Annotated in this window: 28 protein-coding genes and 1 tRNA gene; 14 read left to right on the forward strand and 15 right to left on the reverse strand. The window is 59.1% G+C overall.

The annotated features are described in order from the left end of the window. The first annotated feature begins 232 nt into the window (after nt 1-232). Complete coding sequence (locus tag ACN9MX_RS10620; protein ID WP_426386930.1) at nt 233-580, forward strand: hypothetical protein; 348 nt, start codon at nt 233-235, stop codon at nt 578-580. Nucleotides 581-590: 10 nt separating this feature from the next. Here ACN9MX_RS10620 and ACN9MX_RS10625 read toward each other — a convergent pair whose 3' ends face one another. Further along, entirely contained in the window at nt 591-1,814 is a 1,224-nt protein-coding gene (locus tag ACN9MX_RS10625) for a tyrosine-type recombinase/integrase (protein WP_426386931.1), read from the reverse strand. Nucleotides 1,815-2,154: 340 nt separating this feature from the next. On the opposite strand from ACN9MX_RS10625, the gene ACN9MX_RS10630 reads away from it, so the two are divergent. Continuing rightward, nucleotides 2,155-3,369: a tyrosine-type recombinase/integrase gene (locus ACN9MX_RS10630; RefSeq protein ID WP_426386932.1), complete on the forward strand. Its 1,215-nt coding sequence runs from the start codon at nt 2,155-2,157 to the stop codon at nt 3,367-3,369. On the opposite strand, the gene ACN9MX_RS10635 is transcribed toward ACN9MX_RS10630, so the two are convergent. The 4 genes from ACN9MX_RS10635 to ACN9MX_RS10650 all read right to left on the reverse strand — a co-directional run bounded on the left by ACN9MX_RS10635 (nt 3,344) and on the right by ACN9MX_RS10650 (nt 5,580). Next, a complete protein-coding gene (locus ACN9MX_RS10635; RefSeq protein ID WP_426386933.1) occupies nt 3,344-3,538 on the reverse strand; it encodes a helix-turn-helix domain-containing protein in 195 nt (64 codons plus the stop codon). The genes ACN9MX_RS10630 and ACN9MX_RS10635 overlap by 26 nt on opposite strands. Then, on the reverse strand, nt 3,535-3,750 hold the full coding sequence (locus tag ACN9MX_RS10640; RefSeq protein ID WP_426386934.1) for a helix-turn-helix transcriptional regulator: 216 nt from the start codon (nt 3,748-3,750) through the stop codon (nt 3,535-3,537). The genes ACN9MX_RS10635 and ACN9MX_RS10640 overlap by 4 nt, the downstream gene beginning before the upstream one ends. A gap of 842 nt (nt 3,751-4,592) precedes the next feature. Beyond that, on the reverse strand, nt 4,593-5,207 hold the full coding sequence (locus tag ACN9MX_RS10645; protein ID WP_426386935.1) for a hypothetical protein: 615 nt from the start codon (nt 5,205-5,207) through the stop codon (nt 4,593-4,595). 166 nt (nt 5,208-5,373) lie between these two features. After that, nucleotides 5,374-5,580, reverse strand: a complete 207-nt coding sequence (locus ACN9MX_RS10650) for a hypothetical protein (RefSeq protein ID WP_426387506.1) — start codon at nt 5,578-5,580, stop codon at nt 5,374-5,376. Nucleotides 5,581-5,787: 207 nt separating this feature from the next. On the opposite strand from ACN9MX_RS10650, the gene ACN9MX_RS10655 reads away from it, so the two are divergent. After that, nucleotides 5,788-6,402 carry a hypothetical protein gene (locus tag ACN9MX_RS10655; RefSeq protein ID WP_426386936.1) on the forward strand — a complete coding sequence of 205 codons (615 nt, stop codon included), beginning with the start codon at nt 5,788-5,790 and terminating at the stop codon, nt 6,400-6,402. Then, nucleotides 6,399-7,913 carry a HEPN domain-containing protein gene (locus tag ACN9MX_RS10660; RefSeq protein ID WP_426386937.1) on the forward strand — a complete coding sequence of 505 codons (1,515 nt, stop codon included), beginning with the start codon at nt 6,399-6,401 and terminating at the stop codon, nt 7,911-7,913. Before ACN9MX_RS10655 ends, ACN9MX_RS10660 begins: the two co-directional genes overlap by 4 nt. On the opposite strand, the gene ACN9MX_RS10665 is transcribed toward ACN9MX_RS10660, so the two are convergent. Together ACN9MX_RS10665 and ACN9MX_RS10670 are read right to left on the reverse strand one after the other, a co-directional pair. Continuing rightward, on the reverse strand, nt 7,910-8,125 hold the full coding sequence (locus ACN9MX_RS10665) for a conjugal transfer protein TraD (RefSeq protein ID WP_426386939.1): 216 nt from the start codon (nt 8,123-8,125) through the stop codon (nt 7,910-7,912). The two genes, ACN9MX_RS10660 and ACN9MX_RS10665, sit on opposite strands and share 4 nt — an antisense overlap. 37 nt (nt 8,126-8,162) lie before the next feature. Then, nucleotides 8,163-8,468, reverse strand: a complete 306-nt coding sequence (locus ACN9MX_RS10670; protein WP_426386941.1) for a conjugal transfer protein TraD — start codon at nt 8,466-8,468, stop codon at nt 8,163-8,165. A 173-nt stretch (nt 8,469-8,641) separates the two neighbouring features. Between ACN9MX_RS10670 and traA the strand changes: the two genes are divergently transcribed. From traA to ACN9MX_RS10685, 3 genes are all read left to right on the forward strand, one after another. Then, the gene (traA, locus tag ACN9MX_RS10675) at nt 8,642-11,656 is read left to right on the forward strand and encodes a Ti-type conjugative transfer relaxase TraA (RefSeq protein WP_426386942.1); all 3,015 of its coding nucleotides are present in this window, start codon (nt 8,642-8,644) and stop codon (nt 11,654-11,656) included. A 17-nt stretch (nt 11,657-11,673) separates the two neighbouring features. Beyond that, nucleotides 11,674-12,429, forward strand: coding sequence for a DUF6118 family protein (locus ACN9MX_RS10680; RefSeq protein WP_426386943.1), 756 nt, complete (start codon nt 11,674-11,676; stop codon nt 12,427-12,429). 285 nt (nt 12,430-12,714) lie between these two features. Next, the gene (locus ACN9MX_RS10685; RefSeq protein WP_426386944.1) at nt 12,715-13,398 is read left to right on the forward strand and encodes an MT-A70 family methyltransferase; all 684 of its coding nucleotides are present in this window, start codon (nt 12,715-12,717) and stop codon (nt 13,396-13,398) included. On the opposite strand, the gene ACN9MX_RS10690 is transcribed toward ACN9MX_RS10685, so the two are convergent. Genes ACN9MX_RS10690 through ACN9MX_RS10700 form a run of 3 tightly spaced genes read right to left on the reverse strand, consistent with a single transcriptional unit; the run spans nt 13,349 to nt 15,905 of the window. Beyond that, nucleotides 13,349-14,194: a BglII/BstYI family type II restriction endonuclease gene (locus ACN9MX_RS10690; protein WP_426386945.1), complete on the reverse strand. Its 846-nt coding sequence runs from the start codon at nt 14,192-14,194 to the stop codon at nt 13,349-13,351. The two genes, ACN9MX_RS10685 and ACN9MX_RS10690, sit on opposite strands and share 50 nt — an antisense overlap. An 11-nt stretch (nt 14,195-14,205) precedes the next feature. After that, nucleotides 14,206-15,384 carry a DGQHR domain-containing protein gene (locus ACN9MX_RS10695; protein WP_426386946.1) on the reverse strand — a complete coding sequence of 393 codons (1,179 nt, stop codon included), beginning with the start codon at nt 15,382-15,384 and terminating at the stop codon, nt 14,206-14,208. Then, nucleotides 15,384-15,905, reverse strand: a complete 522-nt coding sequence (locus ACN9MX_RS10700; protein ID WP_426386948.1) for a hypothetical protein — start codon at nt 15,903-15,905, stop codon at nt 15,384-15,386. Before ACN9MX_RS10700 ends, ACN9MX_RS10695 begins: the two co-directional genes overlap by 1 nt. A gap of 231 nt (nt 15,906-16,136) precedes the next feature. On the opposite strand from ACN9MX_RS10700, the gene ACN9MX_RS10705 reads away from it, so the two are divergent. Next, the gene (locus ACN9MX_RS10705) at nt 16,137-17,231 is read left to right on the forward strand and encodes a hypothetical protein (RefSeq protein WP_426386949.1); all 1,095 of its coding nucleotides are present in this window, start codon (nt 16,137-16,139) and stop codon (nt 17,229-17,231) included. After that, nucleotides 17,228-17,650 (forward strand): type II toxin-antitoxin system VapC family toxin, encoded by a 423-nt coding sequence (locus ACN9MX_RS10710; protein ID WP_426386951.1) that lies wholly within the window; start codon nt 17,228-17,230, stop codon nt 17,648-17,650. Before ACN9MX_RS10705 ends, ACN9MX_RS10710 begins: the two co-directional genes overlap by 4 nt. Before the next feature lie 40 nt (nt 17,651-17,690). Here the strand turns inward: ACN9MX_RS10710 and ACN9MX_RS10715 are convergent, their stop codons facing one another. The 3 genes from ACN9MX_RS10715 to ACN9MX_RS10725 all read right to left on the reverse strand — a co-directional run bounded on the left by ACN9MX_RS10715 (nt 17,691) and on the right by ACN9MX_RS10725 (nt 19,697). Further along, a complete protein-coding gene (locus ACN9MX_RS10715; protein ID WP_426386952.1) occupies nt 17,691-18,545 on the reverse strand; it encodes an HAD family hydrolase in 855 nt (284 codons plus the stop codon). An 8-nt stretch (nt 18,546-18,553) separates the two neighbouring features. Beyond that, nucleotides 18,554-19,111, reverse strand: coding sequence for a hypothetical protein (locus ACN9MX_RS10720; RefSeq protein WP_426386953.1), 558 nt, complete (start codon nt 19,109-19,111; stop codon nt 18,554-18,556). 499 nt (nt 19,112-19,610) lie between these two features. Then, nucleotides 19,611-19,697 (reverse strand) — tRNA-Leu (locus ACN9MX_RS10725). Nucleotides 19,698-19,838: 141 nt separating this feature from the next. Between ACN9MX_RS10725 and ACN9MX_RS10730 the strand changes: the two genes are divergently transcribed. Both ACN9MX_RS10730 and ACN9MX_RS10735 read left to right on the forward strand, forming a co-directional pair. After that, on the forward strand, nt 19,839-20,594 hold the full coding sequence (locus tag ACN9MX_RS10730; protein WP_363752800.1) for an alpha/beta fold hydrolase: 756 nt from the start codon (nt 19,839-19,841) through the stop codon (nt 20,592-20,594). Further along, nucleotides 20,594-21,463, forward strand: a complete 870-nt coding sequence (locus ACN9MX_RS10735; protein ID WP_363752798.1) for a tetratricopeptide repeat protein — start codon at nt 20,594-20,596, stop codon at nt 21,461-21,463. The genes ACN9MX_RS10730 and ACN9MX_RS10735 overlap by 1 nt, the downstream gene beginning before the upstream one ends. 40 nt (nt 21,464-21,503) lie before the next feature. On the opposite strand, the gene ACN9MX_RS10740 is transcribed toward ACN9MX_RS10735, so the two are convergent. Then, nucleotides 21,504-22,208 (reverse strand): SIMPL domain-containing protein, encoded by a 705-nt coding sequence (locus ACN9MX_RS10740; protein WP_426386954.1) that lies wholly within the window; start codon nt 22,206-22,208, stop codon nt 21,504-21,506. Nucleotides 22,209-22,310: 102 nt separating this feature from the next. On the opposite strand from ACN9MX_RS10740, the gene ACN9MX_RS10745 reads away from it, so the two are divergent. The 3 genes from ACN9MX_RS10745 to ACN9MX_RS10755 are packed head-to-tail and all read left to right on the forward strand — an operon-like array spanning nt 22,311 to nt 23,944. Beyond that, complete coding sequence (locus ACN9MX_RS10745; protein WP_426386955.1) at nt 22,311-22,745, forward strand: VOC family protein; 435 nt, start codon at nt 22,311-22,313, stop codon at nt 22,743-22,745. Between the two features lie 4 nt (nt 22,746-22,749). Continuing rightward, entirely contained in the window at nt 22,750-23,472 is a 723-nt protein-coding gene (gene gloB, locus ACN9MX_RS10750) for a hydroxyacylglutathione hydrolase (RefSeq protein WP_426386956.1), read from the forward strand. A gap of 55 nt (nt 23,473-23,527) precedes the next feature. Continuing rightward, complete coding sequence (locus ACN9MX_RS10755) at nt 23,528-23,944, forward strand: hypothetical protein (RefSeq protein ID WP_363827652.1); 417 nt, start codon at nt 23,528-23,530, stop codon at nt 23,942-23,944. A gap of 42 nt (nt 23,945-23,986) precedes the next feature. Here the strand turns inward: ACN9MX_RS10755 and ACN9MX_RS10760 are convergent, their stop codons facing one another. Beyond that, entirely contained in the window at nt 23,987-25,765 is a 1,779-nt protein-coding gene (locus tag ACN9MX_RS10760) for an AMP-dependent synthetase/ligase (RefSeq protein ID WP_426386957.1), read from the reverse strand. Between the last annotated feature and the right edge of the window lie 65 nt (nt 25,766-25,830).

The raw sequence follows: 25,830 nt of genomic DNA on the forward strand, positions 1-25,830 counted from the left end.
CAGCTTATCGCAGGTCGTCCAAGACGCAAGCCCGGCTCTGCGGGACAAGGCGATTTAAGGCTCTGAACATGCATAATATCCTTCAAATCGAGCGGCGTCATTGCCGATGAATTTTTCTTGTCGGGTATTTTTGAATCCGAGCGTCACGGAATGATGGCGAAACGGTTTTGGGCTGCGGATCGGCAGCTTCCGGCATCCTCATGCATGTGGCTTTGGAGTGAAAGACTGTCCGATGGATATGCCCACCACCCTGTTGGCCCCCGCATTGCTGTCCCGTACCGAACTTCACGCCCTGGTCTGGGCCGAACCTCTCCGCCACCTCGCAGGACGCTTCGGCATCTCGGATCAAAGTCTCGCGAAACTATGCGACGGTTTCAATATCCCGCGTCCTCGGCCTGGGCACTGGAACAAGGTCGCGGCCGGAAAGGAGATCGCCGTGCCGGCCTTGCCGCCCGCAAAAGCCGGCATGGACGAGAAGATAGAAATTACCCGGCACCCGGATGATCCGCTCACACAGGATTCGTCCGCTGTCTTCCGGTCGATCGCCGAAGTGACGGAGAGGACTTATCGTGACCGCTAGGCCGGGAGCCTCAGGCGCGTCGGAAGTTGGGCTTCAGAACCCTTGCGCCGTCACGCATCTCGTCGAGCTGATCCGACCAGTGCTGCATCATGCGCACGCGCTCGTCCCAATATTCGCCGCGCGTGTAGGCGCGCCTTATGGCGTTGGTCTCCATATGGGCGAGCTGGCGCTCGATGGCGTCGGGGTTGAACTTGCCCGTTTCGTTGAGCAGCGTCGCCGCCATCGCCCGGAAGCCGTGCGCCGTCATCTCCTCCTGGCTGAAACCGAGCGCTCGAAGGGCCGCGTTGACCGTGTTCTCGGACATCGGGCGAAGCGGCGAGCGGAAGGAGGGGAAACAGTATCGTCCCGTGCCCGTCAGCTCCCAGAGCTGTTCGAAGAGCGCAATGACCTGCGTGGACAGCGGCACGCGGTGCGGCCGACGCATCTTCATCTTCTGCTCGGGGATGTTCCAGACCGAGCGGTCGAAGTCGAATTCGCTCCACTCGGCCTGGCGCAGTTCGCCCGGTCGCACGAACAGATGGGCCGAGAGCCGGAGCCCGAACAGGGTGATGGCGTGGCCGGTGTACCCCTCGATGGCGCGCATCAGTTCGCCCGCGCCCTTGGGCGTGGTGATGGCGGCGAGATGCTTGGCCTTGGGAACCGTCAGCGCGCCGCGCAAATCGCGGGATGGATCCATTTCGGCGCGCGTGGTGGCGATGGCGTAGCGGAACACGCGACCGAGGACGCTGCGCATCCGGCGCGCGCTTTCGTAGCGACCGGTGGCCTCGATCGAGCGGAGCACGGCCAGCGCTTCCTGCGGCGTGATCTTGGCTACCGGACGGCTGCCGATCCTGGGATAGGCCTTGCCGAGCAGCCAGCGGATCTTGCTGAGCGTGACCTCCGACATGCCCTCGCGTTCCTGCTTGGCGACCCATTCTTCGGCGACCAGCTTGAAGCTGTTTTCCTCGGACAGCATCGCGCGCGCCTCGGCGAGCTTCGCTTCGTGCGAGGGATCGAGGCCGGCGGCGATCAGCTTGCGCGCCTCGTCGCGCCGCTCGCGCGCGTCGGCGAGGCCGACGTCGGGCCACGCGCCAAAGGAAAGCGTGCGCTGCTTGCCGAGATAGGCATAGTTCAGCCGCCAGAGCTTGCGGCCGTTCGGCTTGACGAGGAGATAGAGGCCGGCACCGTCGGTGAGCTTGTATTCGCGCTCCCTCGGCCTGGCGCTCGTGACGGTGGTAGCGAAGAGTTTTCCCATGGTATCGGCCCGTCCATAAGGGGCCTTCGATACCATGCAGGATACCATATTTGTTCCCGATTGGTGCCGGATCAGCCCGGATTTGACCGGACGGTCTTAGCACAAAAAACGGCTGAAATCAGCCGTTTTTCGGACGTTCCCGGACGTCGCCAGGAGAACAAATGGTGCCCAGAAGAGGTGTAGAACTTTTGTCTCAGGCAATGCCGGGACGTTCCTAACTACACTGTGATATCAGAGATTTCCCTTGTAGAGTGTTCGCGGTCGGTCGCTCCGGTTTGCCTGAAATCCCACTGAAAAGTGGGAACAATTGTGGGATCATTTTAGGCAAGGACTCGAACCGATGGCACTTACTGCATTGAAGGTGAAGAACGCGAAGCCCGGTCGCCATGTCGATGGTCGGGGCTTGTGTCTTCTGGTGAAGCCGAGCGGCGCGCGGACATGGCTGCTGCGGATGCAGAAGGACGGCAGGCGGCGCGACTACGGGCTGGGATCGGCACTGGACGTATCACTTGCCGAAGCCCGCGATGCTGCGGCGGCGCTGCGCCGTCAGGTCCGAGAGGGAGCCGATCCGGTGGCGGAGCGGCGCAGGGCGCGTAAGGTCGTGCCGAGCTTCGAGACGGCCGCGCGTGACTGCTACGAGACGTTGAAGGAAGGATGGAAGAACCGGCGTTATACCAACTGGATTTCCAGTTTTGAGAATCATGTCTTCCCACTTATTGGCACCCGGCTGGTGGATCAGGTGGATAGCGGTGTTGTGGTCGAGGTGCTGTCACCTATCTGGCTTGAAATCCCGGAAACGGCGCGTCGCATATTGCAGCGCGTAGGGGCCGTGCTGGACTTCGCCTACATCAAGGGATGGCTGCCAGACGAGGTGTCGTTGCGCTCCGTCCGCAAGGGGCTTCCGCGCCAAACCGGTAAGAGCGCGCATTTGGAAGCCATGCCCTATGCGGATGTGCCAGCGCTTATGCAGAAGCTGGCGGCGGCATCGCCCACGACCGGCCGCGATGCCTTGCGCTTCACCATCTACAATGCCGTGCGGTCGAATGAGACGCGCTTTGCGGTATGGACCGAGTTTGACTTGGACAAAGGAATCTGGACCATTCCGGGCGAGCGCATGAAGGCTGGCGAATCCCATGTCGTGCCGCTGTCCGCGCCCGCCGTGGCGCTGCTGCGCAAGCGGTGGAACGAGCGTAGCAGCGATACCGGCCTTGTGTTCTCCAATGACGGCGAAAAGGCCATCAGCGACATGACCATGACCAAGCTGCTGCGCGATGACGGCATAAAGGGCGTGACCGTCCACGGCTTCCGCTCCGCCTTCACCGATTGGTCATCGGAGCGGACCCGCTTCCCCAAGGAGGTTGCCGACAAGGCGTTGGCGCACAAGCTGCCCAACAAGGTCGAAGCTGCCTATCGCCGCACCGACTTTTTCGACAAGCGGCGCAGCCTCATGGCGCGTTGGGCCGAATATCTCGACCGGACACAAACGCAGAGCGGCAAGGGGAAGGACGCCGCCGCAACGGCGTCCGAGCCTACAGCGCTCCGCGTTGCCGCCTGACCAGATCGTGCAGGCTGGCGGTGGTGATCCGGGTGGCCTTGCCGAGCTTCACCGTTTTGACCTCGCCAGCTGCGATCAGTTCATAGAGCTTAGTGCGGCCGACGCCGATCATGCGCGCCGCCTCGTTGACGCGGACGCAGATCGGTTCGGGGGGCGGGAGCGCGGTCATTGGACATGGCTTTCGGACCGTTCGTGGCGATAGCCGACAGGATCGGCTATCCAGCGTTCGACAGACGATTCCCGCCAGCCAGCGCCATGGATGCTGATCCTTATTTGGGCCGGAAACGTCCCGTCTGCGATTTTTCGGTACAGGGTGGAACGGGAAAGCCCGGTGCGGGCAAGAACGGTCTTCAATCGAATGATACGATCTGTGTTTTTCATGGGGCAGTCTCTTAAAAACAGGATGTTGCACGCGCCCCCGGCCACGAGCATTGGATGCCTTGCCGTCCCGGACAAGAGCCTTCCGGGCGCGCAGACAGTCCTGCTTCGAGCATTGGGTGGACGCTGGCGGCAATCGGCGGTCAGCGGCGGAAAATGGCGGAATTTAGCGTAGGCTTTTCACTGACGACGATCAGCGAAGATTTTTTCCCAGCCTGTACCAAAATCCCATGCCAAGCCTTCCCATCCGCCCCGTTCTGAGGACAGCCAGAAGGCTTTAGGCCGAGTCGAACATTGGATGCTCCTCTGAAAGGACCACCTGCACAGCGTGATGAAGCAAGAGCTATGCTCGCCCGCAGCCTATCCTCTGTCAAGAAGTTCGATCTCGCAGCCTGTGTTCGCCGCCTATCTCAACGTTTCGCACAGTCTTTTCTCGGACTGGGAACGCGGCGTGAGGCGGCCCTGCCCTGTGCCTTCTGTCCGTCATCCAACGCAAGGGATTGCAGGCAGTCGCGTAGCTGTCCCTGTCATAAACACCTGCTTCTCGCCCAATGGCTGATTTCGGAATTCCGGCTTCGAGCAAGCGGATTACTTCGGACACTGTAGTCGACGGATAAGCTTCCTCTCAGCCATACGTCCACGTCGCGTGGCATCGCTGGTGGTCAGGCAAATGCAAGCCGCTGCCGTAGGTTGTGTAGAGTACGGTCTTAGCGTATATCTGACGTATGGAATTCGTGGAAATTCTGACCGCCATATTCAACCTAGCTATCGCCGCAGCAGGTATAGCGTCCTTTAAAAAAATGCCCTTAATGTCCAGGAATCCGCGGACATTAAGGCTGCAAATTTCAGCGATACGGTAGGCGCTTTCTCGCGGTAGCCACCTCGGATTTTCCTGCCAAATCAATTTGATAAGGAAGATTGGCTAGCTTGCCTACCGGCATGTACGGATCGTTCGACACGCCTTCATCGGTGAAGCACCATAATGCCCAAGGCGTTTTAGATAGTTTATGAAAATCCGAGAATATGAGCTCGCGATTTCCGAGAACTACGATATCTTTCATGAATGTCGCCGGTCCTATGACTGCCAGTTCGCCTCTCTTAAGAACCGAAAACGCTGCGCATGCGTCTTTGCCGACCGCAACGATTATTTCCTTTGGATCCGGGAATCCCGAGAGGTATTTTTGATCTAGCAATTCCCAAACCGCCCAGCGCGCGAAAATTCCTGCGGTGAGTCCTTCATAGATGTAATGCCTGTCGCTGAGGTAGCGGACTTTCAAGCCAGGGAAACCGGGTAAAACCGTTCTACTAAATGACTTGCGACGATCTGCTTTTGTTGACCTTCCCTGCGAGCCTTCTTCCTCTGAGTAGCGGCACCAGAGTTCATTCAACAGGGCCACTCCAGTAGGCTGGCTGCGGACAAGCAGATCTAGGATGCTATCTTTTCTTTTTGTCTGACGCATCGGTCGTCACCCTTTGAAACTGGCGATGGCGGCGATTCCCGCAAATGGCAAGTTTGGCCAAGATATAGGACCCGTGCGTGGTAGCCAGTTCTGCACCCCAAATTGCTGGCAACCATTGTACACCTCTGCGTAGCTCCTTCTCGCCAGTTCGCCGAATGGTTTTCAATCAGAGGTGATTTTGATCCTCGGGCGCTCGTGGATTTTCGCGGCGCTGCAATTCGTTCTCGACCGCCTCGCGAATGAACAGGGCGAGTCTGCGGTTGCCCACAAGTGCTTCGATACGGTGGATCATGTCGGTAGATAGCCTGATCGTCGTCGGCTTCATTCCAAGTGGCGGGCGTCCCATTGGCTTATCGCTATCGGGCAAGATCACAATTTCCAAGCCAAACCCATTGACGACACCGTTTATTCCTATATACGACATCGTTTATTGATTAAACGACGTCGTATATTCGCTACGGCCCGGTATCGAAGGGCAATCGCGAAAGCGGCATTGCGAATCATGCGGGAGTGCCGGGGCCATTCCGTATCCGCCCGTCATTTCCCGCCTCTTTGCGATGGATGCGGAACGGACGTGCATATGCTTGTCTCAAAATCCCGCCGCGCCCTGCTGCGCGGATTGACGATCGCGCCGGTTGCGGCATCGGTGGTGGCATCGCCCTGGGGCGGTGCGCTGGCGGAGCTTCACCAAAGGTACGAGGACCAACCCGCGACGCTTGCACGCACAAAAGGGGGGCGGACCATCAGCCGCTTCCGCTATCACAATGCGGAACGCTGGATGCTCGCGCTGGGCTCGAATTTCCTTGCCGAACCGCGACGCGCGAAAGAAGCGCTGCATCAGGCCGGTTTCGTGACCCAGCAGGCCCTGTGCGCCTACTTGCTGGACGTGGGCTTTGCCGATGCGTGGAACGCCAGCTATATCAAACAGGACATCGCCAAAGCTCTAGCCTACGCCAATGCATGCGGCTTTGGTCATGACTGCCCAGACATGGCGCAACTGGCCTTGGTTCTCTCGCCCTATTGGAAATGGGGCTATCACTATGACGATTGGGAGGAAGACCGACCGCATACACGCGGCTTCATCCCAGCCACGATAAAACCCCTTGTTCGCGCCTTGGTGGATCGCGTGCATGACGTGACTGGCCATCCGCGCCCGAAGGGTTGCCAGCGCCGCCCGCAGGAGGCGCGGTCATGATGCTGCGCATCGCCGCCGATCATCTACCCGCGCTGGTCATGGAGGAGCTTCTCCATATCACGACGATCCTGTTCGAGACGTTCGAGGAGACGACCAAGGGGCGATGCTCCGAGCATTTCCGGGCTGGCCGCATCCTCACCCTGATCCTGCACGGTCCCCATACAGAAAAGGATTGGGCAGAGGTCGCTCCGGGGGAAGCGTTCCGCCTGCTGGCAGTCGTCAACTATCGCCGCCTTGCCCGCAGCGAACGCGACTGGCGTTTGGTACGCGACCGGCTCCGCCGTGCATGGGAGCATGGCGAGATCGCCCGCCCAGTGCGGCTTTCCGTAGAAAGCCTTGATCGGATCAACGGCGCTCTTGTCGAGGGTAATCCCTATTTTGCCACCATCGCCGAACAGGGCATCGCGCTCTATCAAATGGAAGGGTTGCGCCTCCAAGAGCCGCGCCGCCTTCCGGCGCAGGAGCGGGTTATCCGGGGTGTTGCAGAGTTCATCCGATGGCATCAACGCGGAACGGATTTTCTGGCGGGCGCGGCTTTCTATCGCAAGCGGGGCGATGCACCGATGGCGGCATTGATGCTGCATCAGGCATGCGAGCATTTCTATCTGTCCGTGTTGCGTTCGATCAGCCTCCACGCCCCGCGCACCCATGCGCTGGATGAATTGCGCGAGGCGGCGGAAGCGTTGGACCCACACCTGTGTTCGGCATGGCCGCGAGAAAGCCGGTTCGAGCGTCGCGCGTTTGGCTGCGTTCGCCGTGCTTACGTCGAGGCACGCTATGGACAATCCTACCGTATTTCGGGCGAGGAATTGTCATGGGCGTTCGCACGGGTGGAGATACTGGCGGAACGCGCGGCCTGCGCTGTTGCGGATCATCAGGCGTCGCTTGCCGCAAGCCTGCCAGAGCCGATGCTTCCACCACCAGCAGAGCCGACAAAAGCCATAGCCCTTTTTCGGCCTGCTCACCGTGCCGACATGCTGCAACGGGCATGGCGGATCATGCGACGTGCTGCCCCGTCACGGACCCATTGGAATCCGCTCATTCCGGTTCGCCGATTCTGGCGGTCGGACAGGTGCAAGTGCTGGATTGACCATCTGCCCTTGGCGATGGTCGGCCTGTGCCTCTTCATGGCGGGCGCAGAGGCGACGTTATGGCGGATGAAGTCCGCGCAGGCCGTCCGTTCCAAACCCGCAGACCTGTCCGCCGTGCTGGAATTCGACGTGCGCGCGGACACTGTGCTTGGCGCGGTCATGGACGTTGCGCAGAGGGCTGGCTACCGGGTCAAGGCCAACGATGATATTTGGGCAGTGCGATGGACCGGAGCCTATCGCGCCAAGGCGACCACCTTCGATGCGCTGGCGGACATTCTTTATGGCTCCGGCCTGTGTCCCGCGATCCGGGAGGGCATCATCACCGTGCGATACTGCGACAAGAGCCGCCCGCCCATAGTGGCGACGGTCGAGTATCATGCGGAGCCGGATGGCAGCGTGCGGTTGTCTGTCCCGCGCTAACTGCCGTCCTGTTCCGCCTCGAAGGCCCGCTTGCCTTTGCGTTGCAACAAGGCAAGCGCGGTTTTTCCTTCATCGCTCCGCAGTCTTTCTGCGACTGTTAGGAAAGCACCATAGAGCGTGGCGCGATCATCGTCGGTCAGATCGACCAGCCCTGCCTTGACGACCAGCCCGCCCAACTCGATCAGATGCCGCGATCGCTCTCGCCGCTTCATGACCCATTCCCTGGTATCGGTTCGCGCCTTTGCCGCCTCAACGCGGTGCCGCGCCGCCGTCGAGCGGGAGAGTGCCCTCCGCCCGTTGGTCAGATCGCGACGCAGGCTGACGTGCCCTGCCCTGAAAGAAGGCCGCGCCCGTCTTGCGCCAGCTCTCCTTTGTGGCGGCATCTTTGCTGGCGACGGCACCGAGCAGCGCGCCCGCCAGCATATCGGCGTCGAGAGCGTCCGCACCAGTCGCTGCCACCAGTTCGCCAAGCTGGCGCACGCGCCGTTCCTTGATGGTCTTCGCCTTGTCAGCGAGCGCCTTGAGTTCCGAATCGAAGTCCTTGGGCTTACGCATCGTAAAGTCTCCATTGAGTGACGATACGCCTATGATAGAAGAAGGCACGCGGCGGTGCAGTAGAGTCGCTGGAACGGGATGGCACCGCCTAGTCCCTGCTCGGATTTTATTCGAGGAGGGCGCGCTTATACGTCGTGCCGACGTGCGCTCAGAATAGTAATTGGTATGTCGCCATGGCGATCTACCATTTCTCCGTTCAGGTCATTGGCCGCGCGCAAGGGCGCAGCGCGGTCGCGGCTGCTGCCTATCGCGCGGCCGAGCGGCTGCACGACGACCGCCTCGACCGCGACCATGACTTCATGAACAAGGCGGGCGTCGTCCATTCGGAAATCCTCCTGCCCGAAGGCGCGCCCGAGCGCTTCTCGGATCGCGCTGCTCTCTGGAACGAGGTCGAGGCTACCGAGAAGCGCAAGGACGCGCAGCTTGCCCGCGAAGTCGAGTTCGCCATTCCGCGTGAAATGAACCAGCGGCAGGGCGTCGCGCTGGCACAGGATTTCATGCGCGCCGAGTTCGTCGAACGCGGCATGATCGCGGACCTCAATGTGCATTGGGACATCGGCGCGGACAAGCTGGCGAAGCCCCATGCCCATGTCATGCTCACCATGCGAGAGGTAGGCAAGGAAGGGTTCGGGCAGAAGGTCCGTGACTGGAACCGCACGGAATTGGTGGAGCAGTGGCGTGAGCGCTGGGCGGATCATGTTAACGCCCGCCTTGCCGAACTGGATATCGATGCCCGCATAGATCACCGATCTTTGGAGGCGCAGGGCATCGACCTTGAGCCGCAAGACAAGATCGGCCCCGCCGCGTCGCGCATGGGGACACGCGGTCTTAAGTCCGAGCGGATCGAGGATCACCGCGCCGTCGCCCAGCGCAACGGCGAACGGATCATCGCCGATCCTTCCGTGGCGCTCAATGCGATCACTCATCATCAGGCGACGTTCACCACACGCGACCTTGCCATGTTCGTCCACCGGCACAGCGACGGCAAGGACCAATATGACGGGGCGATGAGCGCGGTGCGCGCGTCGCCCGATTTGATCGCACTCGGCAAGGACGGGCGCGGCGATGATCGTTTCACGTCGCGCGACATGATCGACACCGAGCAGCGGTTGCAGCGTGCATCCGAAATGATGGCAGAGCGCGAACGGCATCGCACCAATGAGAAGGCGCGCGAGGCGGCATTGGTCAGCTCGGAGGGGCGTGGATTGCTGCTGTCGGCCGAGCAGCGATCGGCGTTCGAGCATGTGACGAGCGATCGGGATTTGAGCATCGTCGTGGGCTATGCGGGCACCGGCAAGAGCGCGATGCTGGGCGTAGCGCGGGAGGCATGGGAGCGGTCGGGATTCGAGGTGCGCGGCGTGGCGCTGTCGGGCATCGCGGCGGAGGGGCTGGAGAATGGTTCCGGCATCGCCTCGCGCACCATCGCCGGCATGGAATATGGCTGGGCGCAGGGGCGCGATCTTCTGACCGCCCGCGACGTGCTGGTGATCGACGAGGCGGGGATGGTCGGCACGCGCCAGATGGAGCGTGTGCTGTCCCATGCTGAAGCGGCGGGCGCAAAGGTCGTGCTGGTCGGTGACGCCGAGCAGTTGCAGGCGATCGAAGCGGGCTCGGCGTTCCGCGCGATTCATGAGCGCAATGGCGGCGTCGAGATCACCGAAATCCGCCGCCAGCATGAGGATTGGCAGAAGGACGCCACCCGCCATCTGGCGACCGGCCGGACCGGCGAAGCTATCCGGGCCTATGCCTATCGCGGCATGGTCCACGCCGCCGAAACCCGCGAACAGGCGCGTGGCGATCTGATCGACCGTTGGGACGCGGCACGGCAGGCCGAACTCGGCAAGACGCGGATGATCTTCACTCACACCAATGACGAGGTGCGCACGCTCAACGAGATGGCGCGCGACAAGCGCCGCGAGGCGGGCGAGCTGGGCGACGATACGCGGGTGAAGACCGCCAACGGCGACCGGGATTTTGCATCCGGAGATCGCGTCATGTTCCGGCGCAACGAACGAGGCCTTGAGGTCAAGAACGGCACGCTGGGGACCATCGAGCGAGTCAATCAACAGAGCATGACCGTGCGCACCGATGACGGGCGCTCTGTGTCGTTCGACCTCAAGGATTATCGCGACCTCGATCATGGCTATGCCGCGACCATCCACAAGACGCAGGCCGTCAGCGTCGATCGCACCCATGCGCTCGCCACGCCGGGGATGGACAGGCACGGAACCTATGTCGTCCTCACACGCCACCGGGAGGGGGTGGACTTTCATTATGGACGGGACGATTTCAAGGATGACTCCCGCCTTGTCCGCACCCTGTCCCGCGAGCGCGCCAAAGACATGGCGAGCGACTACGCGCGCCGCGATCCGGCGCAGCAGTTCGCCGAGCGGCGCGGCATCACATTCGGCGAACGGGTGGCCGAGATCGTCCGGCCTGTGGTGGAGAAGGCGCGCGGGATCTTCGACGGCTTGCGCCTTTCGCTACCCGGTCAGGATCGCGCGGCACCGCCCACGCCCGCATCCGAGCGCAGCATGTTCGATGGTTTGGACCTTGGCCGCTTCGCTTCCGCGCCCGTCCATGATCACGCCCGCCAGCAGCATCGCGGGCATGATCCGCAGCCGATGCGTGCGGGCGGCTTGCGCGGTGCGGTCGAGCGCTATGCCAAGGCGGTGGATGCGATCCGGCAGACCCGTGCGCAGGGCATCGACCCCATGCCCCACCAGCGCGAGGCGCTGGACAAAGCACGCGACGCCCTCGACGCGATCCGGCCCGAAGGCTCCACCGATTTAAACAGCGCGTTCCGGGCAGGCCCGGAACTGATCCGCGAGGCGGCGGAAGGACGCGGCCGTGAAGCAGTGCGCGCGATGCAAGCGGAGGCGGAAATCCGCATCGATCCCTACATCCGAGCCGACAAGTTCGTGGAGGGCTGGCAGCAGTTGCAGCGCCAGCATCAGGAGCTTGTGCGCGACGGCAATTTTCGGGCGGCAAAGACCACGGCGCAGCACATGGCCGACATGGCGAAAAGCCTTGAGCGCGACGCCCAGCTTGAATCCGTGTTGGGCCTGCGCAGCCGCGAGCTTGGCCTTGAGTTGGGGGAAGACATGGGCCGCAGCATCGCCCGCGACCTCGCCGCCTCCATCACCTTCGATCATGACCGCGACATCAGCCGCGGCATGGAACGCTAGACCAAGGAGAAGTGCATATGGACGACCAATCCCTGTTGAACGGCCCGGAACCCGAAAAACCAACCGGCACGGCGGCGGAGGCGTTCGCGCACCTGGCGGCGCGCGTGGAGGCGATGGAGCAGCGGCTTCACGGGCGCTTGGCGGTGATCGCCCGCGCTCTTGAGCATATCGCCGTCGAGAAGCAGAGCATCGAGGTTCCCGACTACGATCCGACGCTCGCCAAGATCAACGCCGCCTTGGCCGAGATTGCCAAGCATATGAAGGCGTTTTCGCAGTCCGAAGCGCTCAGCATGACCCCGGAGAGCATGGCGGAGCGGATCATAGCCTCAGCCGAAGCGGCGCGGGAAACGGAAAGGGCGTCCATTAAGCGGGCGCAGGGGCTTTTACTCGAAGCCCATTCTGACCAGATGAAAGCCATCGGCTCGGTCCGCACCAAGGACCAGCAACACCGCCATATGATCTACACCGCCATTGGCACGGCGCTGGCGGTCTCGTTCCTGTGGCTGTTCTATCCGGGATGGGCGGCGAGCCTTGCGCCTAGTGGCTGGAATTGGCCCGAGAGGCTCGCGACGCGCACGATGGGGGAGCCCTCGCCATGGGATGCGGGCATTCGCCTGATGCTCGCCGGGAACCCTGAAGGCTGGCAGGCCATCTTGGACGCAGTGAATATTGCGCGCGATAATCGGGATACTCTTGTAGCATGCCAGCAAATGGCGGCTAAAGCTAAGAGGTCAGTCCCCTGTTCAATCAGCGTCGATGCCCCCTCAATCTAGCCGTGGTTTGCCGACAAAGCCCCGAAACCGGCTGGATTTTCAGTCGTGCAGAACATAACCACTTGCGAAACGTATTACACTGCAATACTGGAACATACAGAGTACGACGGGGTGCCATATGGCCGACGATGTAGTGGTAACAGTGCGAGTGCCCAAAAATTTGGTGCAGAAAGCGCGGCAGGTGGCCGACAGCCGAGACGAAACGATGAGTCAGGTCATCAGACGTAGTTTGCGCGGTTATGTCGGTCGAGCACATAAATCAATCGAGAACGAGGACGCAGCCTAATGTCAAATTCCAAGCGTAAGCCCTCTCGCAAGGCCCGCGACCTCAGCCCTGCGGCGCTTGATCTCCTAAGCGTTGCCGGAAATGGCGGGTTCAAGACCGTGCTTGCGGATCCCCCTTGGCAATTTCAAAATCGGACGGGCAAGGTTGCCCCCGAGCATCGCCGGCTCAACCGATATAGCACCATGACGCTAGATGAAATATGCGAGTTGCCCGTCGCCGATTGCGTTGATGCGACTGCTCACTTGTACCTATGGGTGCCCAATGCTCTGTTGCCAGATGGATTACGCGTTATGCGAGAATGGGGCTTCGAATATAAGTCGAACATCATTTGGCGAAAGATCCGCAAAGACGGCGGATCTGACGGGCGAGGAGTTGGCTTCTATTTTCGGAATGTGACTGAGATCATCCTATTTGGCGTTCGTGGGAAAAACGCACGCACGCTCGATCCCGGTCGAACTCAGGTCAATTATATCGAAAGCAGGAAACGGGAGCACAGCCGGAAGCCTGATGAGCAATATCCCCTCATTGAGGAATGCAGCCCCGGCCCGTTTTTGGAGATGTTTTCACGCGGCACACGGCCAGACTGGACCGTGTGGGGCAATCAGGCTGATGATGATTATGAGCCTTCCTGGCCTACCTATTCTCACCATTCTCGGGCAGATTTTCCGGTAGCGGCTGAGTAGGGGTATCAGGTATTTCCCCCTCTTCGTCACCTTCGGCAATCGCTTCGATGTCAAGATGCTCGTCAAAGGTGACGATAGAGCTGGGAAGGCCGATCAGCAGAAGCGGGCAAGGATTTCCAACGCCGCGATGCACGCGATCCTCAAGTTTCCGCCAATGGGTTGTCGCTGCCCCGTATTTGTCTTTGACGAAGCTTAACGACCAAGCATCGGCGTATGTCGCGCCTCCAGCCTTCATTCGTCGGGCGACATCAGCGCGCTGCCTCGGAGTGGGCGTTAGACCCAAAGCGCCTAAATCTTCCGTAGAACTCAGATCATGCTCGACGGCAAACCGGCGAACAAGCTGGACCATTTCATCCTGTAGGCTTGCGCCTCGCGTGACGATCACCCCCACGCTTATTGCCCCTTCCGCGTGAAGCCGCTTAAAATTTTCTAGGTCTCTATCGAAAAACGGATCTTTGTTGTTCCATTCGATTTCCAGCGCAATTACCCGACCATCGGGAAACGTCCGGACATGATCGACTTCATGTGAGATCGATTCCTTTTGAACGCCATTGATGCGCTTTTCGATTGTGAAATTGACTTTGTGCCATCCCAGTTCGGCCAACGCACGGCGGAGACGCTGAGTGCCTTTAGTTTCACCCCCGCCCGATCCAATAATTTCCTCGATCGGAATGGATAGTGCGCTAAGCGCGGCCTCCAGTTCGCCGATCGCGTCAGGAAAGTCGACGCTCAGGATTGCAGTTGCATGACTGTGAAATTGGATTTGAAAGCCGTTGGCGATCAGTTCATCGAACACGTTCATAACACCTAGAAAGTAAGAATGCCGCTCTGTTCAAGAAGCGCTTTGTTCAAAGCCGATGCCCCGGATGAGCCAGGCACGAAATTTTGCGGATTGAAATCTCCATCTTTGAGTTGAACCCTATCAAGAATAGAATAAAACTGCTCAGTCGAGACCATCCCCCCAGGCTGGGAAAGATATCTATATGCATGACGAAAAAATTTCATGAGACCGTCATAGCCATTAGTTCTATTTAGCATGCAACCGGTCGCATTAAGCTTCCATGCATCGCTCCATTTATTACTGACGGCTTCAAAATAGTTCCATAGCAAGTTCGTGAGATCAACATCTCGATCTTCTATAAAGAATGGGCGCAAAACTAGTCTATCAGCATCATCCGCAGAGGCGGGAGGAAAACTACCGCCCCGACGTCCGATCTGCCTATCACTTATTATTTGAAGCTTATCTTTACATATATACTGTAATATTCCAGCTACTACCGTAGCCTGCGACAGCGTTTCAGTATATCTTCCAGGAGTCGACTTTCCCAGACGTTTTATCTTCCTAAAGAATGGACTTTGATCCGTGGATTCGAGCGCAACCACAACGCTATGGCATGTCTTCTCGGGACTTCGGCTTTTACTCAATTCGAAAAGATCATAAACTAGGCTACGGTTTACCTTGGTTTGTGCAAGATTTACCGTTGAGAACACGGCTGCTTGGTCAGCGATGTCTGCGTCTATAAATATAGATACGTTGACGTCGAAATCGTCCTTTGCGTAACCTTCTAGGCCTTTGATCCTGTGCTGACCGTCTATCACTCGCGCTATATGCCTAAAAAAGACGGTATCGTCTTCATCACCGTCCGTGGGAAAATTGGAGAGGGTCAATCGCACAAATCGATCATCGTCCGGACAAGGCATTTCGATTGTTACGCACTTTTCGGGAACAGCCAAAACTACTGCTGTCGGAAAAGTCGCATCCGAGCCTCGCACATATTGCGCGATTTCTTTGACCCTCTTTGTATCCAATTCTCGTTGAATACCTAAATAAGAATCAATGCCACGCTCGGTGACAAGGGCTCTAATATCGAAATCCGTAATCTCAACTAGCGTTTTGGCAGGAATACTGCCTACGTAGATGTCTCCGATCGGCTGTCGTATCCGGATAGCTGAGACAGAGATACTCCTAGGGGTCTCGACGGCCATTATATTCCCCTGCTCTTCCGCACAGCATCGCCTAATTGGGCATCCGTTTTAGCGAGCGCTTGACCCACGTTCACATGAACCTCGGATATTACAGCCATAATAACATATATTATTATAGATACTGAAAATATCGCTACTGAAAAACTCGATATGAAAGACTTATTAGTTGAAGAAAGAGTTGGATCATACCCAATTACTATTGAACAAATGACAATCCCAAAAAGACTATACAAATTAAATATAGCTCTTAGTGGGAAAAATGACTTGAAATCTTTGTTACAGTGCCAAACTATGGTAGCAATAAGACCAACTGCATAGAATAAAAGTTGGCCGCTTAGAAATGCCTTCTCAAAAGCGTCGCTCAGATATATTTTTGATTCTGGCGGAAGGACCTCGCGGATTGCTGCGCCGGTCAGCGGAATCAAGGAAATTCCTGCCACAACAATTATTTCGAGCAACGCCATCCCCCATACACCTGGGCCTGAGCGAAACATTGCACGCGCATATCCAATTTTTTCCATGCGGTCACCGCTGCCTAACGGCGTATATCACATGCTTTATATCGCAAAGGTCCATCTTTCGCCCCATCTCCGACACTAAGTAATGATAATCAGCAGCGGTGCCATTCTGTCAACCGAGGCCCCTTCACCGCTCTAAGGGGGATCTCCACAGATTGCCAGCAAGACCCGAGGATCCTATGAACCGTCATAAGCGATCGCATGAAGCGAGGCCGCAGGAACGCTCAGAGCAATATGGCCGCTGGAGAACAAGACTGGAAGCCCGGTAGCTTCACTAAAAACTTTAGCTGGGGCGCCCCAGCGAACGGTTTGCTAGAGCTATATGAGAGCATCCGGATTGGCTTCGACGGAGAAATGCACGATGTCCCAAGAGATATTTTTCGGCAACGAGTTTCTCGATCGGGCCATTCTGAATATATTCCAATAAATTTCTTTCTTTTCAATAAGAGCAAGAATGGAATAGATCATCTCGTCGCGGACGAGTTGGTTTTTCAAGCTTTAAACGCACCTCATTCTTCAAGTTTTGATAAACTTGCACTCTTTACATTAAACTTCAGTTACGCGGGCAAATGGACAGGTGCCGATGCGGCTCAGAGAAGGCCAGCACTGTGGGCGAACAGCTATATTTCTGAGAAGGTAGCCGACGAATATAAGTGGAACATCAAAAAAGTGTCCGCCAATGACATTGAGCGCTTTGTTTCCGGAAACCCAAGGTATAAAGCCAAATCGGCTCGTAAATTATCGACTAATCTTAAATACATCTACGAGATCGGACATCTATCCGACTTTGCCAGCAAGCATGTCGAGCGATGGTGGGTTGATGCCCTTTTTCTCGCGCTCGACCGACTTATTGAGGACCGGGAATTGGACGGCAAACAGACCGCGCCGGGGCAATATGGAGCTTTGCTTGAAGGATCGAGCTTTTCGCGGATCGCAGGTGCGCGGAGTCTTGAGAAAGAACTGGCGACTAAGCACCTCATTGCGCTCTACACGGCTTGCGGCGGCCGAGATCGATTTTCGGACGAACATGTGCGTGAGCGCACCGAGTTGACTATCCCCGATGTTCAATGGTTCGCAGCTAATGACAACCGGCCCCAGGGCGCGGTCCATCCTTCAAATCCCCGGATTCTGAAAATGATTCCCCGAGCTTGCGCGATGCTCGCTCGGTATGTTGGATTCGAAATGATTGATGCCGATGAACTGGCAACGTTCGATCTACAGGCTTTCATTCGCAACCACACTCAGCAAGCTCTAACTCGTCTTCGAGAATCCAATGTCGTTCCGACTATGTCGGTGGAGGAATTAATGAGGCTGACAAGAGGAAAATGACAACATTCCTCGACACTAGCGCCTTAATGGCGGCGATAAATGGAGCAGAGGCCCATCATGATTGGTCTGTCGCGCAGATCGAAGCGCGCCGCGCCGAGGGGCCGCTTATCATCGCGGACATCGTATATAGCGAACTAGCGGCGGGAATGGCCTCTCGCGAGGATACCGACACTGCGGTAGAAGAGTGGGCCTTGGAGCGACTGCGTGGAAACGACGATGCTCTTTTCATGGCAGGCCAAGCATATAAAGCCTACCGAAAAAAGAAGCGCGGCCCCGGCGAATTACCTAAAACAAATGTCTTGCCAGATTTTTTAATTGGAGCGCTGGCGAAAGTTGAAGGGTATCCACTTCTTACAACAAATGAAGATGACTTTATAAAGTATTTTCCAGAATTAGAAATTATATGCCCGCCAAAATGAGATATATCTTGAATTTGTACTGCATTGATCTCATTCGGAATTAATGATCATTTAGAAATGTTTTTAATTCAGAAAAGCTATTCTCCAGTGTCACGTTTGGTACGATCGTTCCTATGCTTTTTCTGATTGCCTGCTCACGCTTGATATCCTCGTCTTTCCAGTGGGAGACGCGAACTAACTGCTCGTATGCACCAGCCGACGTTTTCAGTCCGTATTTGGCCCATACAGAACGAACGCCCGCCCGGTTGGCCATGAGAATATCTTTGATAAGGCTGTCGCCTACGTAGACAGAATTTTGAGGTGAATACCCCTCACGTTCGCATATCTCTAGCAGCACTTCTGCTGAAGGTTTGGACTGATGATGGGCAAGTTCCACAATCTCGATATCGTCAGATGGATTATCGGCTGCATATTGGTCGGGATGCGATGATGTCGACCGTTCCCGGCAGTAGATCCTCTCAAAATATTGGCTAAGATCTAGGCGACGGAGCCGATCAGTTACCGCAAGGTATTTTGCTTCCGTGTGTCCGACGATTCGAACCCCGTTACGTTGAAAAAAACTTAGAGTTTCTGCGACCCCGGGGTACAAAGTTAGCGTCTCTTTGCGGGTCTTATTGAAAGCATGAAAAGCGCGGTCCAGCGCCTCGGCCTGTTGCTGGCGAGACAGGTCGGGAAAAGATGCTTTGACTGCTTCCGTTTCGAGTAACGCGAATGGGTGCTCGGAATCCGAATACCTCCGATGAATGTCCCTTAGATCATCCAAAAGATATTCACGATCACAACCCAATATAACTAAAGCTTCATCTACCATTTTATAAAATGAAGATACAAAATATGACACCCAGTCATAAAGTGTATTATCAAAATCGCATATAAGGAGAAATTTTTTGGTCAATTTAATGCTCAGATTTTTTGAAGGTTCGTGATCGCAAACAGGGCAATTGCTGCAACTAGGAGCGTCCACGTCGTGACGTTATAGAAGGACCGGATTTTATCTTCTGCCGTCTTCGGGCTAGTCCCAACATAGTGGTTCTTCGTCGTCACATTTGTCACTTCAGCATCATCATGACGGCTAAAGAACGAGATGGCACCCGTCATGCCCTTTTCCAGATCGAATATCTGGCTCATATAATTTCGCTCGAAGTCCTCACCAAAGCTAACCGCCCCCCGGAGCATCCGATGATAAACGGTCAGGTCAAGGACCTTCACCGCTTGGAGGCCCAAGATGGCAGCCAATGCAAGAAGGACAGCCACATGGAGAGTTATGGTTCGACCACAAAGTACGAGTTTCATTGAGAACCCGTCGCCTTGGCTCATCAGCACGACACCCAGCGCGAGCGCGGCAGTGACGAACGTAAGCCCCAACTGACGAGATTTCACGGACATCTCATTGAAATGCATCTGCGTGTCGATCGCCTTCGACCAGATTGCGATTAGCTCTTCATTTGATGGTGTAGCCACAGCGCCCTCCCCTACAATCTTGGAAATTCCTATCGTCACCACGTGACCTAGACCACAGATTGTTCGATGTCGCGCTTTGGGAGAATGCTAGACCTTGAATCAAGAAGCCTTGTGACAGCAGGTTGCGTTAGCACGCCTCATCCGTCTACGCGTGGAGGGGGCGGGAAGAAATCCAATGAACTCGCCGCAGCCGACTATATCTTACCGCTAGCGTGTGATCGCTTCTTTCAGCGCATTCGGCCTTACCGCCTATTACGAGCCGCCACCGCGCGAGCAATGCACACCCATTTAGGCACTGTTAGAGATGTGCGTATGACGCGGCGTGGATCGGGATGGCTTCCATCGTCCCCAATCGACGAAACGCAAGGAAATAGCGAGCCATCGCATACGGTTTCGAACCGTTCCAATAGTTCCCTCCATTGCTGTGGGAACAAACGAGGGGTGGCTTAGATCGGTCAAGTGATTTATCGCGTAAAAACAACGCGATAAATCACTTGACTGGTGCCCAGAAGAGGACTCGAACCTCCACGACCTTGCGATCGCCAGCACCTGAAGCTGGTGCGTCTACCAATTCCGCCATCTGGGCACGGGGTAGGAGCGCGCAACTAGCCTCTGGTCGGAGGGCTGTCAATCACGCCGGGTGGATTATTCTTATTTTTTCTGGTTTCCCCGCCAAGACCTTTTACGAGCCTTTTTCAGGCCCCTGCCGCTGAACTGGAGAAATAGCATGGAACGCCCCGAAACCGCTCCACCCGCCTTTTTCGCGCGCGGGGACGGATTGCGGCTCGCCTATCGCCATCGGCCGGGCGCGGGGCCGACGATCATCTTCCTGCCCGGCTACATGTCCGACATGGAAGGCGGCAAAGCGGTCGCGCTGGACCATTGGGCGCGGGATCAGGGCCGGGCGATGCTCCGTCTCGACTATGCCGGCAATGGGGTGAGCGACGGGCGGTTCGAGGATGGGACGCTGGCGAGTTGGCGCGACGATGCGCTGCTGCTGATCGATTCGCTGACGGACGGGCCGCTGGTGCTGGTCGGGTCGTCCATGGGCGGCTGGCTGGCGCTGTTGATCGCGCTGGCGCGACCGGGGCGAGTGGCGGGGCTGGTCGGCATCGCGGCGGCGCCGGATTTCACCGAATGGGGCTTTACCCAGGCGGACAAGGCCTTGCTGGCAACGGAGGGCCGACTCCTGGAACCGACCCCCTATGGCGATGATCCCTATGTCACCACCCTGGCCTTCTGGGAATCCGGCCAGTCGCTCCGCCTGCTGGAGGAGGAAATCGCGATCGATTGCCCGGTTCGCCTGTTGCAGGGCCAGGCCGATCCAGATGTACCGTGGCAGACGGCGCTGCGCATCGCCGAGCGGCTGCGTTCATCCGATGTGCAGATGCTGCTGATTAAGGATGGCGACCATCGCCTTTCCCGCGACGCCGACATCGCCCTGCTGATCCGGACCGTCGCCAGCCTGTTGGACAGCCTCTGATGCCCTTTCTCCTCCCGCTGCTTCTGCTCGCGCCGCAGGCCTATGATCCGGAGATCGAGGCGGTGATGAACCGCAAGAGGAAGGAAAAGGCGGAGGCCGCGGCTTCCGTCCCCGCTGCGCCTGCACGGGCAGCGACAACGGCAAGCGACGGCCGCATTCCCGTGCCGGACAAATATGCCGCGAAATTCCAGGCCTGTCTGGATCAGGCGGTGGAGGCGCCCGACAAGGGCGTCGACTTCGCGCAACAATGGCGTATCGAAGGCGGCAGCTTCTATGCGCGCAACTGCATGGGCTTTGCCTATGCCCGCGCCGAACGCTGGGCGCCGGCCATCGTCGCCTTCGAACAGGGGGCGGATGAAGCCGAACGCAACGGCGAAATGGTGCAGAGCGGCCGTTTATGGGCACAGGCGGGCAATGCCGCGCTGGCGGCCGGCGATGCCGCCAAGGCGCGCGACGATTTCGACGCGGCATTGGCGCGCGGCCTGCCCGATGGGGTGGAGAAGGGAGAGGTGCATCTCGACCGCGCCCGCGCACTGGTGGCGCTGAACGATGCCCAGGCCGCGCGAGACTCCCTGGACATCGCGCTGGAGCAGGTGCCGCAGGATCCGCTGGCCTGGCTGCTTTCGGCCACCCTGGCGCGACGATCGGGAGAGATGAAACTGGCCCAGGCGCAGATTGCGCGCGCGGTGCAGCTTTCCCCGGATGATGCCTCTGTCGCGCTGGAGGAGGGCAATATCGCCATCCTCACCGATCATGAGGATGTTGCCCGCTCCGCCTGGCAACGCGCCGTGAAGCTGGCCGCGGATGCTCCCGCAGGAAAGGCCGCCGCCGACAATCTTTCCCGCCTGACGCCGAAGCCCGCCAACTGAAGGTGCTCCGGGCGCATCCTCTTCTGGATGCCGACCGGTCCTAATCGAGGTAGAAGTCGACCGTCGTGACGACCCGGACCTTCTTGTACGGCGTATCGCTGGACCCGTCGGCCTCGCCATCGCGCGCCTCGATCGAAAAATAGCCCTGGGTCGCGCTCTTGATGCCGCCCACATTGGCGCCGCTGTCCCGGGCGAACTGTTCGGCGGCGGCGCGGGCATCCCGGGTGGCGGCGGCGACCATCTGCGGCTTCACGTCGTTGAGTTTGGTGAAGCTGTAGCGCATGCCCGATCCCTCCTGCAGCGTGACGCCGCGCCGGACCAGGTCGAATTGCTGCGCCACGGCGCGCTGGGCACGGGTGATGTCGGTCGTGCGCAGCAACATCCGCTGGGTGATGGTGATCGTGTTCACGCCATTATTGATATATTGATTGACGCCCGCGCCGGTCGCCGTCAGCGCATCCGGCCTGAAGCCGAGGCTGGCGAAATAGGCGCGCAGTTCCCGCGTATTATTGTCGATCTCCGCCCGGACGGAGGGCAAGTCGAAACCGGTGGCCGAGTAGCTGATCGACCAGGTGGCAAGATCGGCCGTCACATCCTTTTCCGCCAGCCCGCGGACCGTCACGGAACGGTCCGCCGCCTTGGCCCGCTTGAGCCCGTCGCCCAGGAGGTAACCGCCGCCGACCATGCCAAGGGCCAGCACCCCCGCGCATGCCACGAAAAGCTTGTCATGATAGGTTAAAGCCATGCCGCCTCCCCTCTTCCGTCCAAGCCCGCCAGGGCTTATCTTCTGGTCATCTAAGGCGCCAGAGATGAACCGTTGCTTTATGGCGACTAATGGAGTGAAGACTTGCCCAAATATCTGCACACGATGATCCGCGTGACCGACATTGACCGCACCGTGGACTTCTTCCGCCTGCTCGGCCTGGAAGAACAGAAACGCTTCGACAGCTCGGAGGGTCGGTTCACCCTGGTCTTCCTCGCCGCGCCGGGGGATGAGGAGGCGCAGGTCGAGCTTACCTACAACTGGCCTGCCGAGGACGGCACCCCGCCGGAGGTCTATGGCGGCGGCCGCAATTTCGGGCACCTCGCCTATCGGGTCGAGAATATCTATGAGACCTGCCAGCGGCTGCTGGATGCGGGCGTGACGATCAACCGCCCGCCCCGTGACGGATATATGGCCTTTGTGCGGACGCCGGACGATATTTCCGTCGAACTGTTGCAGGACGGGCGTCTGGAACCAGCCGAACCCTGGGTTTCCATGCCCAATGTCGGAGTCTGGTAAAGCCATGCTGGAAGTCGTCCGCATCCCCGTCCTGAACGACAATTATGTCTGGCTGCTGCACGATGATGCCAGCAAGGAAACCGTCGTCGTCGATCCTGCCGTCGCCGGGCCAGTGCTGGAGGCCGCGCAGCAAAGGGGCTGGACGATCAGCCAGATCTGGAACACCCACTGGCATGGCGATCATATCGGCGGCAATGCGGCGATCAGGGCGGCGACCGGCTGCACCATCACCGGCCCCGCGGCGGAGGCCGAGAAGATCGGCACGCTGGACCGCATGGTCAGGGAGGGCGACAGCGTGCGCATCGGCGCCCACCGGGCGGCCGTGCTGGCCGTGCCCGCCCATACCGCGGGCCATGTCGCCTATCATCTGGCGGACGACCATATGATCTTCGTGGGCGACACGCTGTTCGCCATGGGGTGTGGCCGACTGTTCGAGGGGACGGCGGCGCAGATGTTCGCCAACATGCAGCGCCTGGCCGAGTTGCCCGACGATACCATCGTCTATTGCGCGCATGAATATACGCAGTCGAACGGCCGCTTCGCGTTGACGGTCGAGCCTGACAACGCCGCCTTGCACACCCGCATGGCGCAGGTCGACGCAGCGCGTTTGCGGGGGGAGGCTACCGTGCCGACCAGCATCGGGCAGGAGCGCGCGACCAATATCTTCATGCGCGCCCGCGATGTCGCGCAACTGGCGGAGCGACGGGCGGCGAAGGATGCGGCATGACGGTTTTCACGCCGGTTGAGCGTCTTGGAAGCGGGGACGAATGAGGAGAGGTGTCGTGCGTCCATGGATATCGCGGTCCGTCCCGTGGCTTGTCCCGCTGTTGCTGGCGGGATGCTCGGGCAGCTATCAGCCGCCCAAGCTGACCGAAAAACAGACGAGTGAGCTGGAACAAGCCCTCGCCGGCAAGGTGGCCGGCGAAAAGACGAGTTGCGTCAATCACGAACCCCAGACCAACCTGACCGCCATCAGCGGCAATGTGCTGCTCTATCGGGTCAGCGGGCGACTGGTCTATCGCAACGACCTGATCGGCAGTTGTTCCGGGCTGACGCGTGGCGATACGATGATCATCAAGACCTGGGGATCGCAATATTGCCGTGGCGACATGGTCACCAGCGCCGACCTGACCACGGGAATGGTGACGGGAAGCTGCGCGCTTGGCGACTTCACGCCCTATCGCTCGCCGGGCAAATAGGATCGCCTCCCGGCGCGGCCTTCCCGCACGGGCAGGAACAACCTACCCCTTGTACAGCGCGTCCAGCCGATCCTGATAGCGGGCGCGGATGACATGCCGTCGGATCTTCATCGACGGGGTCATCTCGCTATTGTCGATGGTGAAGGGCTCGTCGGCCAGGATGAAGCGCCGCACCCGCTCGATCACGGACAGATCGTCGTTCACCCGATCGACGGCGGCGCGCAGCGCAGCCAGATAATCGCCATCCGCCTCGATCCCCTCGACCTTGCGCCCCCGCGCCTGCGCCCATTCGCGCGTCCATTCGGCGTCCGGCACCAGCAGCCCCACCAGATGCGGACGACGGTCGCCATGGACCATCGCCTGCCCGATCTCCGGCTGGAGCGTCAGCATGCCTTCGACTTTCTGGGGCGAGACATTGTCGCCCTTGTCGTTGACGATCAGGTCCTTCTTGCGGTCGGTGATGCGTATGCGCCCCCTGGCATCGATCTCCCCGATATCGCCGGTGTGCAGCCACCCATCCTGCAACGCCTTTTCCGTTTCCGCCGGATTGCGCCAATAGCCGTGCATCACCAGCTCGCCGCGGACGAGGATTTCGCCATCCTCCGCAATCCGCACCTCCACGCCGTCGAGCGGCGGCCCCACCGTATCCATCGCGATCCCCGCGCGCGGCCGGTTGCAACTGATCACCGGCCCGGCCTCGGTCTGGCCATAGCCCTGGAGCAGCGTCAGTCCCATGGCATCGAAGAACAGGCCGACATCGGGATTAAGAGGAGCGCCGCCTGACACCAGCGCCTTCATCCGCCCGCCGAAGCGCGCCGCCACCTTGGGCTTCAGCGTCCGCGCCAGCAGCGCCTTCATCGGCAGGTCGATCAGGGATGTCCTCCCCTGCTGTTCCTTCGCCGCGATGCGCAGCGCCTGTCCCAGCAGATAGGTGGGAAATTTGCCCTGCTTCTCGATCGACTTGATGATGCGGGTGCGCAGCACCTCGAACAGGCGGGGGACGACGACCATGATCGTCGGCCTTGCCTCCTCGATATTGCTGGCCAGCTTTTCCAGCCCTTCCGCATAATAGATCTGCCCGGCCGCCATGATCGGCAGGAACTGGCCCCCGCTATGCTCATAGGCGTGGGAAAGGGGGAGGAAGGACAGGAACACCTCTTCGCCCCGCCCGAAATCCTCCTCCAGCAAGCTGTCCGCGCCCTCGATGTTGCAGAGGATCGCGCCATGATGCTGCATCACCCCGCGCGGCGCGCCGCCGGTGCCGCTGGTATAGATGATGCAGGCCAGATCCTCGCGCTTCGCCGTCTGGCTGGCGGCGCAGGCTTCGATGTCGGTGGGATAATGGGCGATCAGGTCGCTCCACAAATGGCAGGTGACCTGCCCCTGCATGCCGCGCAACGGCTCCATGCCGATGACGATGTTCGCCTGCGATCGAAGCACGGCGGGCATCAGGGTCTGCGCCAGCTTCGCAGTGGAGACGATGACCGCGCGGGCGCCGCTGTCGGTCAGGATATGCTGGTGATCGCGCGTGGTGTTCGTGGTGTAGGTCGGCACGGTGACGCAGCCGGCCGCCATGATGGCAAGGTCGGCGATGCAGAATTCCGGCCGGTTCTCGCTGACCAGCATCACCGGATCGCCGGGCTTCAGCCCCTGCGCCTGCAAGGCGCTGGCCAACGAGGCGACTTCAAGGGCGACCTCGGTCCAGCTCAGCGACTGCCATTGCCCGGCTGTCTTGCGCCAGAGGAAAGGCGCGTCACCCATCGCCTTCGCGCGGGCGAAGAACAGGGTCACCAGATTGGGAAAACGCTCCTTCGCGCTCAAAACGGCATCTCCTCACTCGCGGCGCATCTTCGGCGCGCTCTTCCGCCTGCCTGGCAGGCTATAAC

The organism is Sphingobium sp. R-21, from assembly GCF_049913335.1.
Lineage (GTDB): Bacteria > Pseudomonadota > Alphaproteobacteria > Sphingomonadales > Sphingomonadaceae > Sphingobium.